This is a genomic window from Paenibacillus sp. DMB5 (assembly GCF_001517085.1).
In the GTDB taxonomy this organism is placed as follows: domain Bacteria; phylum Bacillota; class Bacilli; order Paenibacillales; family Paenibacillaceae; genus Paenibacillus_AQ.
The window spans coordinates 38,001-53,235 of record NZ_LRAC01000087.1 but is presented as its reverse complement, the minus strand read 5'-3'; the positions used below and the strand labels follow the sequence as shown (position 1 = coordinate 53,235).

The following is a 15,235-nucleotide window of genomic DNA, read 5'->3' as shown; positions in this document are numbered from 1 at the left end:
CTAGTCATACTTTCTCATTTAAATGATGAAATTATGCGGATATAGAACCCTCCTTTTCGGAATACTGGAAAAAGCACCTGCAGATTTTACCGGAGAATGGAGATTGGCATGCAGAGAATATCGAACTATCAACTATTTACATTGATGATGCTATTTCAAATCGGCACTACCATCATTTTCGGATTTGGGTCCGGCGCCGGCAGAGATGCATGGATTTCCGTTCTCCTCTCTGCAGCAGTCGGAATTGTAATAACAGGAGTGTATGCGATACTTCTGATCATGCATCCAGGCCTCACCCTGGTGGAATGGTTCCCGAAACAGTTCGGTAAATGGCCCGGGTCATTCCTCGGTTGGCTGTATCCGCTCCTTTTTATATACAATGCCGGGAGAGGACTGGCCGATATGAGCTTTTTAATCCCGGATACCCTGCTGCCGCAGACTCCTCCGCTGTTCTCTGTGGGTTTATTAGTACTGCTCCTGATCTATGGCCTGTATAAGGGAATTGAGGTCCTTGGACGCCTGGCTGGTATTTTGCTTCCTTTTATCCTTCTCCTGCTTATGCTTGAAATTGTATTTCTGCTGGTGTCAGGGACCATTAATTTAAGGGAATTGCTTCCGATCGCCGGCAAGGGATGGGCTCCCATCCTCAAAGCGGTTTGGCCTGCGGGAATTACGCAATCGTTCGGGGAAATGAGTGCGATGACTATCCTTTGGCCGCTGGCCAAAAGCCGAAAAGGCGCGATCCGGACCGCCCTGCTCTCCACCCTCGGAACCGGGCTGTTAATTGCCGCAACCGATATTCTCGCCCTGGTCGTCATAGGTGAGCCGATATTTAAGCGTGCGTATTACCCGATGTACATCCTTCTTCGCCAGATTGAAGTGGGTGAACTGCTCGACAACCTGGATGTGCTGGCAGTGCTATACTTTGTGATTACCGTTTTTTTTAAAACAGTCCTTTATTTATTTGCAGCCATCCGGTCGATCCAGCTGCTCGCCAACCTTCCATCCATCCGCCCCCTTGTCATTCCAGCCAGCCTGTTTGCTCTGTTTATGAGCATGACCATGACGGATAACCTGATGGAGCATATTATGGGTGTCCATATGACCATCCTTTCGCCTTATTTCTGGATCCCGCTCCAGTATGTTTTGCCTATCATGCTGCTCCTTACGGCAGTAGTGCGAAGATTCGTTTTTAAGAAGCGATGGTAGGATTCTGCCGGAGCAAAGCAAAAAGACACCTATCAAGATGTCTTTTACTTTAAATCCCTATGGAGCCGAGGGGCTATACGTTGGGTCTGCCTGATTATCTCCTTCCAGCTAATCCCCAGGAGCACCTACCCGCCATTATAAGCCTTATGCAATGCTGCAATATCAAATTTCTTCATCTGCAAAAAAGCCTTCGTAACCCGCTCCATTTGCTCAGGTGTTCCATTTCCCAGCAGCTCATCCAGCGCAGAAGGAACAATCTGCCAGGACACGCCAAACTTATCTTTCAGCCAGCCGCACTGTTCAGCCTCGGGAACGGCAGACAGCTTCTCCCAGTAATGATCAATTTCCTCTTGCGAATCGCATTTCACCATAAAGGAGATGGCCTCGTTGAAACTGAATTTATGCTCATGTGCGCTGTCCATCGCGGTAAACCACTGATTCTCCAGCATGAAGTCAGCGAACATAATGGTTCCTTCCTGGTCAGGCTCCAAACCTTTGGGATAGCGGGCAATCGTTCCCTGCCGCGAGTTGCCAAATACGGATAAATAGAGAGACATCGCTTCTTCCGCCTTGCCGCACTGATCACCCACAAACAAAAAGGACGGAATGATCGCCGGACGCTCCTCGCCCTCCGGATTCGTAAGCATCAGCTGCCAGGACACGCCGAATTTATCCTGAATCCAGCCATACCGCTCGCTGAACGGATATTTATCAAGCGGCATCAGTGCTTGTCCACCCTCAGATAACTTGTTCCAGACCTCATCTATTTTCTCAGCTGCATCCTCATCGCGTGACGGATCAAAATTAACGAAGAAAGACACGGAGGGGTTTAACTTGAAGTACGGCCCTGCGCTAATCGCCATAAACTTCTGTCCCCATATCTCAAAAGAAACCTGATCACAGTCACCTGACGGTGTGTCGTGAAGTTGCGTAACACTGGTCACTTTGGATTCGGGGAAAACAGAGGCGTAAAAATGAGCGGCTTCTACCGCTTCTTTGTCATACCATATGTGCGGCACGATTGTTTGTTTTGCGTTGATCACAAATCATTCCTCCTCAGTTACATTTACCTGAAAAGTAACGCCGAACCTGTCCTTAACAATACCATACAACGGACTCCAATCCGTCTTCTGCAGAGGCATGACCACCTGACCGCCGTCTCCCAGCGCAGCAAAAATCTCCCGCGCCTCTGTCTCCTCTGTAGGATGAATCGCAATCTGAACCGTATCCCCGTCCGCCTGATGCGCAGTACCCGGAAACGTATCCGAGAACATGAGATCTGCACTACCGACCTTCAAATGTGCATGCATAATGAGGGACTTCATCTCTTCAGTCAGCGGATGATCCGGATTGTCCGGCAAATCCCCAAACGTCATAATCCCGACCACACTCCCGCGCAGCGCTTTTTCATAAAAATGCAGAGCTTCTCTTGTGTTTCCGTTAAAAACAAAATACGGGTTCAAACCGATTGACATCATGCTTCATCCCCTTTGGAACAAGTTGGCCAGTCAGCTTTATTATACACAAAATTTTAGGAAAATAAACGATTTTTACGAACATATGCACGTATTTTTTCACTGGTTTTCTAATCAAAATAACCCCCTGACTAACTGCTATTAACTGCTGAAAACATGAAAAAAGACACCGGTTAAGGTGTCTTTAGTTTACTCCATATGGAGCTGAGTCGTGGACATGCAGAGCCACAGTCCGGCGGGGTTGCTGCTGAAAATGTATAAATAACCGGGAATGACTGAATACAGATAAATAGAAGGAAACCGCCTCCTCCGCCTTCCCCAACTTATCCCCGACGAATGAAAATGACGGCACTATGTTGGCCGGAGAGAGGGGACTGCATCATAATCCCCCTTGGAACAGGTTGAATATCGGGAATCTGAGCAGAGAAGGGGGGGACATTCCCCCCTGCTTATTTTTACTTCTGCTCCTTGGCTGCCAGCATCCTGAGCAGAACTGTGACTGTCTCCGCCCTCGTCGCGGCATTGTTCGGAAAGAAGCTGTTGTTGCCTTTACCCTGCATAATGCCCAGCTTCTTCATCTCGGCTGCCGCTCCTGCAGCCCAGGCCGGGATGTCGCGGTCATCTGCGAATCCGGCTGAGCGGGCTTCAGGCACGAGATTCAAGGCTCTCGCCAGCATTACGGCCATTTCCGATCTGCTGAGTAGCGCATCCGGACGGAAGTTGCCGCTCGCATCGCCCTGGATAAGACCCAGGCTTACGGCCCGCGCAATAGCTGACCGGGCCCACTGCCCGATCCGGTCCGCGTCCTTGAAGGACAGGACGGCTTCTTCGTTCTGAAGCTTCAGCGCCTTCGCCAGCATTACCGCGAATTCAGCGCGCGTCACCGTGCGGTCGGGACGGAACGAACCATCCGGGTAACCTGTGATGATTCCCTTCTGTGCGGCCTCCAGGATATTGGCTTCGGCCCAATGTCCGCCAATATCCGCCAAAGCATGACCGGGTACCGGAACATCCGGCGTATCGGTGCCTTCTTGTGGATCATCCTTCGGATGATTTGGAGTTACTGGCGGGATCACGGGCGCTCCACCTCCCGGAGGACCTCCGCTTTCGCCGTTTGAACGCTCGTTAACGGATACATTTATTTTCCCCGTAACGGACGGACTCGCGGTCAAGACCGCCGTAATCGTCACTTCTCCGGCGGCAGATGGTGCGGTAAAGACCATGCTGAACCGGCCATTCGCATCCGTGAGCACTTTAGCCGTATTGAAGCTGCCGGCTGAAGCTATGACTTCAGCCTCCACGCCGGAGACCGGAAGATTGTCACCATCGTAGACGATTCCCGCAATGGATACATCGCCACCGACCGTCACAGCTGACGGCGTCGCCTGGAGTTCGATAAGAACGGGTACTGGTGCGGCCTTAATTACGGAGACGGTTATCGTATCCGTCACTGCCGGACTCGCGGTCAAGCTGGCTGTAATAATCACATCTCCCGCAGAAGGCGGTGCTGTAAAGACTGTGCTGAACCGCCCGTTCGCATCCGTGACGGCTTTTACCGTCTTGAGGCTGCCGGACGAAGCCAATATTTCAACCTCCGCACCCGGGACCGGAAGATTAGCGGTGTCGTAGACGGCTCCGGTAACGGATAGGTCGCCTCCTGCCGTCACGGAAGAGGCTGCTGCCTGGAGTTCAATCCGGGCAGGCACTTGTACTACGCCGTCTACGTGTACGGTGGCCGTCCCTCTCACGAACGGATTCGCGGTCACCGCTGCCGTAATTGTCGCTTCTCCGGCAGCAGGCGGCGCAGTAAAGACTGTGCTGAACCGCCCGTTCGCGTCCGTGACTGCTATAACCGGCTCAATACTGCCGGGTGCAGCCGTGATCTCGACCTCTACGCCGGAGACCGGGAGATCGCCGCTGTCGTAGACGGCTCCCGTAACCGATACTTCGCCTCCAGCCGCCACGGAAGACGGCGCTGCCTGAAGCTCAATCCGGGCGGGCACTTGTACATTCGGGTTCACAGATACGGTTATCGTATCTGTCACGGCCGGACTTGCCGGAAGAACGGCTGTGATCCTCACATCACCGGCTGCGGATGGCGCCGTATAGACCGCCTTGAACTGGCCGTTCGCGTCTGTTACGGCTTTCGCAGCTTCGATGCTGCCGGGTGCGGCCGTGATTTCGACCTCTACGCCGGATAGCGGAAGATCACCGCTGTCGTAGACGGCTCCCGTAACCGATACTTGGCCTCCAGCCGCCACCGAAGATGGGGTTGCCTCCAGTTCAAGCCGGGCGGGAACCCTTTCTACGTTCTCTGGACCATACACTTTAAACTCCCAGAGCGAGTAGCCGTACGTGGTTGCTCTTTTCAGGCCATACATCTGAACGTATCTTGCATTCACCGGATCGAAGGAGATCTCGTCCGTTTCACCGTCTCCGGTCGCGGTGCTGTATACGGTCTTCCAGTCCTGTGTGTTGTCGGAGACCCGGATTTCGTACTCCTTCCCATATGCACTTTCCCAATGCAGCATGACCTTCGCGATGGACTGGCTGGAGCCCAGATCGACGTAGATCCACTGCGGATCAGAATAGTTAGATCCCCAGCGGCTTGTCATTGACCCGTCAACTGCATTTCCGGGAGACACGTCGGCAGCTTTGGATGAGCTTGCTTTTGCCTGCATGCCTTCGGCGAGATTAGGCGCCACCGCTTCAAATACGTTAAATTCAGCCAGCGAGTAGCCGTCTCCGGTCCCCTGCTGAACGCCCTGCATCCACACGAACCTGGCACGAACCTTACCGAAGGAAATATCGTCGATTCCGCCGTCACCCATCGAGGTTGTATAAACATCCTTCCAGGTGACCGCATCCTCCGACACTTGAATTTTATAGCTTTTCCCATAGGCCTTATGCCAGTTTAGCCTAACTTTATTGATCATATAAGAGTCCTGCAGATCGACATAGATCCACTCGTTGTCCGAAGCACTGGAGCTCCAATAGGAGCTTCTGTATAGATCTGTAGCATTCGAGGCAAATTGCTTGCCTTCGCTGGAGGAAGCCGTCGCTCCTTTACTGTAAGCAAGATCGAAGCCCCTGTCGTCGAGCGAGGCTCCCTCGTTCAGGGTCACGCTACGGCCGGCAAACGTATCCTTGCCGAGTCTGTAGGTGGTTGTGGTTTTTTCTCCGTCCCGGTTCAGCGTCACGTTCACTGTAATCCCCGGTGTTTCCGGATTAGCAGCCGAGATGCGGACCGGTGTCACGGATTCGTCAAGGATCACCATGGACGGCTGGTCCACTGTGACCGTCAAGCCGTCTTTTACCTTCACTGTCCCAGGCTGATAGAACAGCAATTCCGCAATGCCAAGAGCATTATGCCGCACCGCCTGAACCGAAGGCGTATTGGACAGAATACTAATCGGGTTCACGGCTGCGTAGCTGCCGACCTCTTCGGGGGTTTTATCCGGCAATACGATATACTCATAGGAAGCATCAACCGGCTTCACGCCATGATCGAGCCATAGGGAGAAAACCGGTTTGGTGATCGGCTCTGTTGAGCTTCCTGTGATGACGTCGCTCCATTGACCGGTCTTCGTCTCATGCTTCACTTGAAAATCTGTCGGGTCTGGAAAAACATAACCGATCTTATCATTATACGCCCAGCGTCCGTTGGCCTTCTTCGTACCGTCCGGGATGACAGCGCCGTCTACGAGCACATCGCCTACTGCCAGACTTTGGTTCAGTGTCGTGTGCACCGGCGCGGTATTCGTAGAGGTGATACCTGCGCCCAGCGCGACCATTTCATCATCGAAGAAAAAGTAGCCTTTTTTACCGCTTGTGCTCAGCTTGTTAAAGTCAAACGCGGTGGCTCCATAACGCTCATTGGTTACGCCGCCTACAAACGTTTTGGGATTGTTGAAGTTCGTATCCTTCGTGAGTACGTAGGGGGCCGTCGTGCCGGGAACATGCGCCCAGTCCATCAGCGGGTATACGGGTCTGTATTCATCGCCGGTTCTCTGAATGGCCGTGGCTCCCTGCGGTGTCCAGTAGAGCAGGTTATATCCGCCGGGGTTAATAGTTCTCCATTCGCCGCCCTTGACCGTTTTGGAAGCCATCTTAACCGTAATTCCATAATCCTTCCGCATATGGGAAGAGACGAGCGTCTGCCATTGCGTCATGTTGTTCGCATCCATTCCGTTGCCCGTGCTGGTGCCGAAGCTGCGGATATTGGCCAGGAAACTCGCGAATTCCCCAGCCCGCTTCGGATTGGCCGCCTGCATCCACTGAAGCGGATCTTCATAGAAGGTTAGAGCCGAACTCTCATAACCCGGCCATTCCGGTCCGTTCATCCCCATCCCCAGATCGGCAACATCGCCTCTCACGAGATACCGGGTGCCATCCAGCAGGTAGGATGATAACGAATCAATCGCCGCCTTGCTGTACGAGAATGAGGTATCCGAGGTGACATACGCCCAGAATGACATATCTCTGGCAAAGCTTCTTCCATAGCCTGTCGTATAATTCGTTTTGCCATGCATGAAAAACGACATATCCGACTGGATGCCGGTCACGGTCGCCGTCACATTCGACAGCACGTTGAACGCTTCCACAGCGTTCCGGACGTTCTGGGCATCCTCCAGCAATAGGCCGCGGATCATATAATTCTGATTGTACCAGGACGAATTGGCTCCATCGACAGTGTTAGGACTGCTGTCCAGTGTGCCGATAATATTGGAAGCTTGTTCTGCAGTTAAATAGCCTTCACATAAAACCGCAATTTTTGCCAGTCTTAATTGCTTGCCGATGCCGGTCTCCCACCAGTTGGTTGAAGTCGGTTTTACCGTAAACCAATAGTCGAGCCCCTTTTGAATACCTCCCAGCAGGGTTTCATTATGATAGTAGGGACCCTTCGGGTCAGCAAACGCCTGGGCCATCGACTGCATCCGGTCTAGGGCGAGATAAGGCGACCACGCCCGCCCGTTGGCACTGGAGGTCGTATTCGCGTAATCTACATCCCCCCAGCTTCCATTAGCGTTTTGATTGGATAAGTAAGTGCCAGCCTGTGATTTGAAGGTCCATTCGACCCGGCCGTTCGTACCGTCGTTGATGATATCCTTGGATACGTAAAAATCGACCATCCGCTTTTTCATTAATTTCATTTCAGCGGTCTCTTGAGAAGCGCTCACCGGCCCGGATGCGCTTGCCGATGCTGGCGAATAGAACCATATGGACGATATCATCGAACAAACCATAACAAGACATGTCCACCTCATTACATACCTCTGCTTTTTGTCAGCCATGCACATTCACTCCTTTGTCCCTCTAAAATTAAAACCGTAAATGATAGCGCTTTCCTTTGTGCGGACGAAAGAAGGCAGCTTGCACTGCCTCCAGCTTGTTACCATAGCGTACTTAATATATCCTCCAAGGGGATATCCGCCACTGCCATCACTTCGTCCGCAGCTCCGTAATACATGCGTACCGTCTGATCCAACAGCAGGGCACCGCACGAGAACACGACTTTGCCGAAGAATCCATTCACCTCATAGGCAGCCTCCGGCTCCAATATCGGTAAGCGGGATCTCGCAATTACCTTGGACGGGTCCTCCAGATCAAGCAGCACCGCGCCCATGCAGTAGCGGTGCTTGCTGTCCGCTCCGTGGTACAGCGCCAGCCAGCCGCATTCGGTTCGAATCGGAACCGCCCCGCCCCCATACGGGCTGAATCCCAGCCTTGTTCACTAAGCCCCATCAGGAAACGGTGGTTCCCCCAATGGTCAAGATCGGGCGATTCGGCGATCCACATCTCGGGAGAGCCGAACGAGTTCGGCACCGGACGGTGCAGCGCATAGTATTTGCCGTTAATTCTTTCCGGGAATAAGATGACATCCTTATTTTCAGGAGCCAGCATCAATCCGCGGCGCTTGAATGTCCGGAATCCCGGGTCTCAGCCAGTCCGGCGCCAACGCCGTGAGCCGAGGCGGAGCTGTAAGTAATATAATAGATGTCTCCGATTTGGGTCACACGCGGATCTTCAATTCCCCACGCTTCCAGAGCGTGTTCCGGGAACAGGGCCGGCTGCGGCTCAATTTCGAAATGTATGCCGTCTATGCTTCGCGCCACCCGCAGATGGGATAAGGAAGTGAGCATGACTGTTCGTCCGTTCCTTGCGATGAAGCGCGAGTCGGAGAAGTCATAGGCGGGATCGTTTTTGTCGTAGCGCTCCACCCGTACATCTGTACCTGCCTCATTCAGCCGGGGGACGAGCACCTCGTCCGCCCGGTCCGATATCGGCGCTTCCGCAATGCGCAGTAAAAGGATCGTTTCATCCCCTAACTGCGCAACGCCTGCATTAAACGCACCCAGCACCCGAAAGTCGGGGCGGGAGGGGACAACGTCCCGGACCCGTATAACAGGATTTTGCGCGCTGCGTGTTATGTTCATGTGAAATACCTCTTTCAGTATTTTTAACGCTGTTATTTACCGGATGTGACAACGTCGATTTGCGCCTGAATTTCATCCATTACTTTTTGTCCGCCGAGGCTCTCCATTTTTTTGTCCATTATCTTCTTGCCTTCTTCAGCAGGCACCAAGCCCTGGCTAAGCGGCAGGAAGGTGGAATCGTGAAGCGGAGTGATTTTGGCATATTCCGTCTTCACCTTTTCAGCGTTAAAGTTGAAGCCTGCCGTTGGACTGAGCGTGAAATTGTCCGGGTTGGTTGAGAAGTCGAACCACTTCTTGTCATCCTTCATCATCGTGTCCGGCGTGCGGTTCAGCGTTGGCCGCCAGGTCAACACAAAGCCCGGGAAGGAATAGCTGGACAGCACCTTATAGCTTGAATCGCCGACCGGTTCCCAGTCTTTACCTTGAATGCCGTATTCCATCAAATCGTGGTTTTCCTTAATCGACAACCAATTGGCTACATCCAGAGCCAGATCAGCATGCTTGGAGGAAGCCGGAATGCACAGGAAATTCCATTGCTGGAAAGCGGTATACGGTTTGGCCTTATCCCCGTTCGGAATGAAAATCTCCAGCTTGTCGCTGCCGTCTTGCAGCATTTCCGAATATTTCAATCCTTCTACACCATCCGCCGCATAATAGGTAGCTGCATATTTACCCTGCTTGAACAGTGTTTCTGCATTTTGTTCCTGCGCGATATTTTTGGAGATGATGCCGTCCTTATAGTATTTGGTGACGCGATCATAACCATCGGCAATCATCGGGCTTGCCCATTGGCCGGTTACCTTCTTGTCCTTAATGGAATATGCGAACATGTTGACACCAATTTCAAGCACTTCATTCAGCGCCAGATTCGCGGATTCGCTCAGGATAAACGGGAGTTTATCGGCTTTGATGCCGTTAATGACGAAGGGCTTCACATCCTTCTCTTTTTCCTTGACCGTATACAAGAATTTCTCCAGATCGCCAAGGGTTTTTAGCTCGGGAAGTCCGTATTTCTCGCGCAGGTCTTTGCGGATTAGAAGGCCGTAGAGCTGACCTTGGGTAGTGCCCAGCGGAATCCCCATAATTTTGTCGCCGAATTTGTTATAATTCCACATTTCCTCGGGAATGGATGCTTTGAGCTCCGGACGCTGCTCCACTCCGGCATCCAGTTCCATTAACGAATTGCTCTCGATCATCTGATTCATGGATAACCATGGGGCATCCAGATACATATCGAAGTCTTCGCCGGCAGACATCTTCACGGAGACCGCATTCCCGTAATCGGACCAAGGCAAGAAATTAACATTCAAGGCCGCTCCGACGTTATCCGCTTTCAATTTGTCGTTGACCGCCTGCAGCACAGCATCAAATCCGGCCGGTTTATCCCCTGGAAAATAGGCCTTCAACGTCACCGTTTCCTTCGCTTGGGGTGCAGTGCTTTGCGTATTCGCTCCAGAACTTCCCTCATTGCCGTCCGTCTTCGTATTGCCGCCGCAGCCCGCCAGCATCAGTGAGGATACCAATACCGCTGTCGTCGTTGTGCCAACCCATTTTTTTAACCTCATTCTGTAATCCTCCCCTGTCTATGAAAACAATCTATGATTCACCCGGACTAATCCGGTTAATGCCGGAAATGCTTCGTTAACCTTTTACCGCTCCTACCGTTAGACCTTTGACAAAATACTTTTGAAGTAAGGGATACAGCAGGACAATCGGACCGATCGTCAATACGGTCGTCGCCATCCGTACGCCATAGGTAGGTGGCGTCACGGCAATGGCTGCGCCGGAGGGAATCAGATTTTTGGCCGCTTCCATATTGGAGACCATCCGGCGCAGAATCAGCTGCAGCGGGAACAACTTCTCATTATCCACGAACATCAGTCCCATAAACCAGTCATTCCAGTAGTTCAAGGCATAGAAGAGGCCGACGGAAGCCAGAATCGGCTTCGAGATCGGAATCATAATTTGAAAGAAAATCCTCATTTCATTCGCTCCGTCTATTCTTGCGGCCTCCTCCAATTCCTCAGGAATGGTACGGAAGAAACTGACCAGCAAAAAGACGAGGAACGGCTGGCATAACATCGTCAGAATGAGCACCCAGACGGTATTCTGCAAATGCAGCCACTGGCTGACCACAATATAAAATGGAATGATGCCTCCGGAAAAAAGCATAGGCAGGTAGCAAAAAACAGAAACGGTGTCTGCAGGACATTCCGTTTGTTAGCCAGCGAATAGCCGAGCATTGCCGAGATGCATAACGCGGTTAATGCGCCTACGACAGTGATAAAGATCGTGACTGCATAGCCGTTGAACAGCACATCCGATTGTAAAACCGCCTTATACGCATCCAGCGATAAGGTTTGCGGAAATAAAGTGTAACCGTGGGCAATCAGTTCCTCTTCGTCCGTAAAAGAGCCGATAATCATCAGCAGAAAAGGAAACACACAAAATAAGGTAAACAACAAAATGAACGTATGGGCAAATCCCGTAAAAGTTCGATCCGCAGCGCTCTGTTTCTGTCTCATAGTTCTTCTCCTAGAATAAAGCAGATTCTTTAGACACTCTTCGGGTTATCCAGTTGGCGGTAATGACGAAGATTAGACCCATTATCGACTGGAAGAGGCCAACCGCCGAGGACATGCCGAAGTCATGCAGCTGTCTCATCGAGCGGAAGACGAAGGTGTCAATGACATCGGTAGTCGGATAGAGCGATGAATTGTCTCCAATGATGGCATAGATCATGGCAAAGTCACCATTGAAAATCTTGCCTACGGCCAGCAAAGTCATAACCATAATTGTAGGAACGAGCAGCGGCAGCGTAATGCGCAGCACAATCTGAATTTTGGACGCCCCGTCAATCCGGGCAGCCTCATACAAATCCTCCGATATGCCAGTAATCGCTGCCAGGAAAATAATCGAAAGATAACCGGCTCCTTGCCATACACGGATTACCGTCAGAATGTAGGGCCAAAGCTTGGACTCAAACATCCAGTTGACCGGTTCCATCCCGAGATTCATCAGCCAGGCATTAATCATCGGCTCTTCTCCGCCAAATAAGGATTGGACGATCATTCCTACCACAATCCAGGACATAAAGTAAGGAAGGAAAATGAGCGACTGTGAAATTCGTTTGAAATACTTATTGCGGATTTCATTGAACATAAGAGCAATCATCACCGCAGCCACCGTAGTAAACACAATAAACAGGATGTTCAGCACCAGCGTATTACGCAGAATGACCCAGAAATCATCTGAAGTAAAAAAGTAATCGAAGTTCCTAAAACCGACCCAATCGCTTCCCGTAATGCCTTTGGCAAAATTATAGTCTTTGAAGGCGATTATAATCCCGTAGATAGGAAAATAACTGAACACGAGAAAAAATAACAGCCCCGGTACAGCCATAGCATATAGAAATGGATTCCGGATAATATGCTTCAGCTTGGACCCCTTATTTGCATTAAGTTGGTATTGCATCTTGTTACATCCCCCCTCTCATCAAGACCGGCAAACGCATCCGCGTCCCGTTATCTCTGCCGTTACCTTATCAAGCCCCTGCGGCAACGGCAATTCAGAAAAGCTCCAATTTATCCTGCAAGCGCAGATTTACGAAATTCCCAAAAACAACACTACTTCGGAAATAAACGATTCTGAAGACGAAAATGTCCGGTATGCTATAATAAATCTACAATTTATGAGCTCGGAAGTTATGATTACGGAGGTTCCAGCATGAAATTCAGACGTCCACTCCTCGCATCCTTGAAGCAGCATCCTACCTATATGAGGCTTATTTTTTATTTTGTCAGTGCAAACGTTCTGGTGCTGGGTATATCCTTTGCGCTGCTCTATTGGCAGTCCTCCAAGACGCTTCTGGAAGAGATCGGCGATCATTCCGAATCCCTGCTGGTGAACAGCGCCCAGAACACCGCGCGGCTGATGGAATGGGCACTGGAATTCAGCTTCTCCTCTAGCGATGACAGCACCCTTAAGGTATATGCCTTGTCGGATCAATACAGCGATTTTGAAACTTTCGAGGTATGGAGCCGGCTTATGGACATTAAGAACTCCAATCCGTCTATTGACTCGGTCTACCTCATCAACGATTACACGAATACGGTAGTCGATTCCCGACTTGGATTGAATGATGCGGGAACTTTCTACGATCAGGACATCATTAAGCGTCTGCGGGACCCGGTTACTGCGAATCACAGCGTGCTCATTCCAAGAACCCTGTCTCTCCCTCTTACCGGGAATACGCCCAAAGAGGTGATGACCATTATAAGATTTTACGAAAGAGGCAGTTCGATCTCCGCTTTCGTGATGAATGTAGATACAGAGAACCTCATGACCCTGATTCAGAACAATTCCAATTATCCTAACCGGTCCGTTGCCGTGCTGAATGACCGGGATGAGAACGTGTTTAGCAGCACTTCTTTGCAGCAGGAACAGATTGCGGAGCTGAGGAGCCACGTGATTAAGGGTGGAAGCGGATGGAAGCTCTTTCATCCCCGGACTCAGGGAGAGCAGCTAATGGTTTACACCGCCATCTCCATCAAGGGAATCCAGGATTGGACCTTTATCGAAACGGTACCGAAGTCTGTCATTCTGAGGAAAATTACGGTTCTTCGCAACACCAGCCTGATCTTGTTCATCGCCCTGTTCATCGCTTCCTTGACCGTCATCGTGCTCATTTCCAAACGGGTATACTCGCCCATTCAAGAGCTGATTACTAGAGTCATGCGGCAGCATCAGGCAGAAAAGCCTGGTCTGGGATACAACACCAATGAACTGGACTACTTATCCAATGTGTTTACAGCCCAGCATAATCAGATCAATGAGCTGACCGAGCAATGGCGGCTTAACAAGTTTTTGGGCAGAGAGAGGTTTTTACGGGATTTTCTCGGGGAGACCTACCATTCCGCACAGGAAATAGGTGCTCAATTTCAGGAGTGGGGCATTGACCTGCCGATGGATCAGCTGTCGGTGGTTATCTTCCGGATTGACCACTTCTCAGAATTCTCGGAGACCTACCCGGAGAAGGACCGGCGTCTGCTCCGGTTCGCCATGTCCAATATTATTCAAGAGTCGCTGCAATCGTCCAGGCACAAGCTGCAAACGGTGGACATGGGGGACGATCACGTAGCCGTTGTCCTGTCCGTCCCGTTGTCCGAAGAATATGTGAAGAAGCTGCAAGTATCCCAGCAGTTAATAGAGCAGTATTTGTCCGTTGGAACGACTGTTGCCTGGGGTAGAACGCTGCCCGGCCTGACCGACATGCATGAGGTATATATGGAGACGTATGAACTGACGCAGGAACGGTTCCGGTTCGGACACAGAGCGCTTATTGTGAAGGCATGGCTGCCGGATGCACCCGGAGAACTGTACCACTTGCCTGTGAACAAAGAGCGGCAGATCGCTCAGGCCCTTCCCAAGGGGAATGCAGATACGGTTCTGGAGGTGATACGCTCAGCCGTAGTCAAGCTGCGTGAAATGCCTTATTTTGAATGTAAAATGTCGCTGATTACCTTGTTTATGGATATACGCCGGCTCATGCAGGAGCACTCCGTTCAGCCGTTGACCAGCTCATGGGGGCTAACCTCCATCGAGAAACAGATCAACCAGCAGGAGACGATGGAGAATGTGGTGCCATGGATGGAAGCACTGGTGACCAAGACGCTTGAAGACATCGTCGCCGCCCGCAGTCTGTCCAAAAACACGGCTCTGATCGAGCAGGCGGACCGGTTCATTGAAGAGCAACTAACCGATCCTAACCTATCCGCAAAAATGGTCGCTGATCAATTGGGGTTATCTGTAAATTATTTCCGCAGTTTATATAAAGCAGAGACAACCCAGTCCATTACGGACAAAATCTCGGAGAAGCGTCTAAGCTTCATCTGTCAGGAGTTAATCGCCTCCGACTCACCCATTGAGCCCATCGTCCAGCATTTCGGATTCACGTCGCTCAACACATTTTATTCCAGCTTCAAAAAGGTATACGGAATGACTCCGGCCCAGTACCGGAAAAAGCATAGAACCGAAACAGAAAAGGTACAACGCGCAACCGGCCGGGAGGATTAGGAACAATAGGCCTATTAATAAGCAGTAAGAAAGCAATTG

The 15,235-nt window shown here is 51.1% G+C and carries 9 protein-coding genes and 1 pseudogene; 2 read left to right on the top strand and 8 right to left on the bottom strand.

The window, feature by feature from the left end:
- Window positions 1–96: 96 nt before the first annotated feature.
- The gene (locus AWJ19_RS08470; protein WP_082707773.1) at window positions 97–1,209 is read left to right on the top strand and encodes an endospore germination permease; all 1,113 of its coding nucleotides are present in this window, start codon (window positions 97–99) and stop codon (window positions 1,207–1,209) included.
- A gap of 125 nt (window positions 1,210–1,334) precedes the next feature.
- On the opposite strand, the gene AWJ19_RS08465 is transcribed toward AWJ19_RS08470, so the two are convergent.
- The 8 genes and pseudogenes from AWJ19_RS08465 to AWJ19_RS08435 form a co-directional block, all read right to left on the bottom strand.
- Window positions 1,335–2,252 carry a VOC family protein gene (locus tag AWJ19_RS08465; RefSeq protein WP_068722866.1) on the bottom strand — a complete coding sequence of 306 codons (918 nt, stop codon included), beginning with the start codon at window positions 2,250–2,252 and terminating at the stop codon, window positions 1,335–1,337.
- Window positions 2,253–2,255: 3 nt separating this feature from the next.
- Window positions 2,256–2,684: a VOC family protein gene (locus AWJ19_RS08460; RefSeq protein ID WP_068722971.1), complete on the bottom strand. Its 429-nt coding sequence runs from the start codon at window positions 2,682–2,684 to the stop codon at window positions 2,256–2,258.
- 455 nt (window positions 2,685–3,139) lie between these two features.
- Window positions 3,140–7,837, bottom strand: a complete 4,698-nt coding sequence (locus AWJ19_RS08455; protein ID WP_068722864.1) for a polysaccharide lyase family 8 super-sandwich domain-containing protein — start codon at window positions 7,835–7,837, stop codon at window positions 3,140–3,142.
- Window positions 7,838–8,076: 239 nt separating this feature from the next.
- Window positions 8,077–9,121: pseudogene (locus tag AWJ19_RS08450) on the bottom strand (glycoside hydrolase family 130 protein).
- A 32-nt stretch (window positions 9,122–9,153) separates the two neighbouring features.
- A complete protein-coding gene (locus AWJ19_RS08445) occupies window positions 9,154–10,686 on the bottom strand; it encodes an extracellular solute-binding protein (RefSeq protein WP_068722862.1) in 1,533 nt (510 codons plus the stop codon).
- Window positions 10,687–10,762: 76 nt separating this feature from the next.
- Window positions 10,763–11,293, bottom strand: a complete 531-nt coding sequence (locus tag AWJ19_RS33940; RefSeq protein WP_082707771.1) for a carbohydrate ABC transporter permease — start codon at window positions 11,291–11,293, stop codon at window positions 10,763–10,765.
- Window positions 11,206–11,646: a carbohydrate ABC transporter permease gene (locus AWJ19_RS34690; RefSeq protein ID WP_128083542.1), complete on the bottom strand. Its 441-nt coding sequence runs from the start codon at window positions 11,644–11,646 to the stop codon at window positions 11,206–11,208. The genes AWJ19_RS33940 and AWJ19_RS34690 overlap by 88 nt, the downstream gene beginning before the upstream one ends.
- A 10-nt stretch (window positions 11,647–11,656) precedes the next feature.
- On the bottom strand, window positions 11,657–12,595 hold the full coding sequence (locus AWJ19_RS08435; RefSeq protein ID WP_068722860.1) for an ABC transporter permease subunit: 939 nt from the start codon (window positions 12,593–12,595) through the stop codon (window positions 11,657–11,659).
- Between the two features lie 252 nt (window positions 12,596–12,847).
- Between AWJ19_RS08435 and AWJ19_RS08430 the strand changes: the two genes are divergently transcribed.
- Complete coding sequence (locus AWJ19_RS08430; protein WP_068722858.1) at window positions 12,848–15,196, top strand: AraC family transcriptional regulator; 2,349 nt, start codon at window positions 12,848–12,850, stop codon at window positions 15,194–15,196.
- Window positions 15,197–15,235: the final 39 nt, after the last annotated feature.

What these genes read in the sequence shown, in the direction of transcription:
- AWJ19_RS08435 (WP_068722860.1), bottom strand. Translation starts at nt 12,595, where the DNA reads ATGCAATACCAACTTAATGCAAATAAGGGGTCCAAGCTGAAGCATATT.
- AWJ19_RS08470 (WP_082707773.1), top strand. Translation starts at nt 97, where the DNA reads ATGGAGATTGGCATGCAGAGAATATCGAACTATCAACTATTTACATTG.
- AWJ19_RS08460 (WP_068722971.1), bottom strand. Translation starts at nt 2,684, where the DNA reads ATGTCAATCGGTTTGAACCCGTATTTTGTTTTTAACGGAAACACAAGA.
- AWJ19_RS08445 (WP_068722862.1), bottom strand. Translation starts at nt 10,686, where the DNA reads ATGAGGTTAAAAAAATGGGTTGGCACAACGACGACAGCGGTATTGGTA.
- AWJ19_RS34690 (WP_128083542.1), bottom strand. Translation starts at nt 11,646, where the DNA reads ATGAGACAGAAACAGAGCGCTGCGGATCGAACTTTTACGGGATTTGCC.
- AWJ19_RS08430 (WP_068722858.1), top strand. Translation starts at nt 12,848, where the DNA reads ATGAAATTCAGACGTCCACTCCTCGCATCCTTGAAGCAGCATCCTACC.
- AWJ19_RS33940 (WP_082707771.1), bottom strand. Translation starts at nt 11,293, where the DNA reads ATGCTTTTTTCCGGAGGCATCATTCCATTTTATATTGTGGTCAGCCAG.
- AWJ19_RS08455 (WP_068722864.1), bottom strand. Translation starts at nt 7,837, where the DNA reads ATGAAATTAATGAAAAAGCGGATGGTCGATTTTTACGTATCCAAGGAT.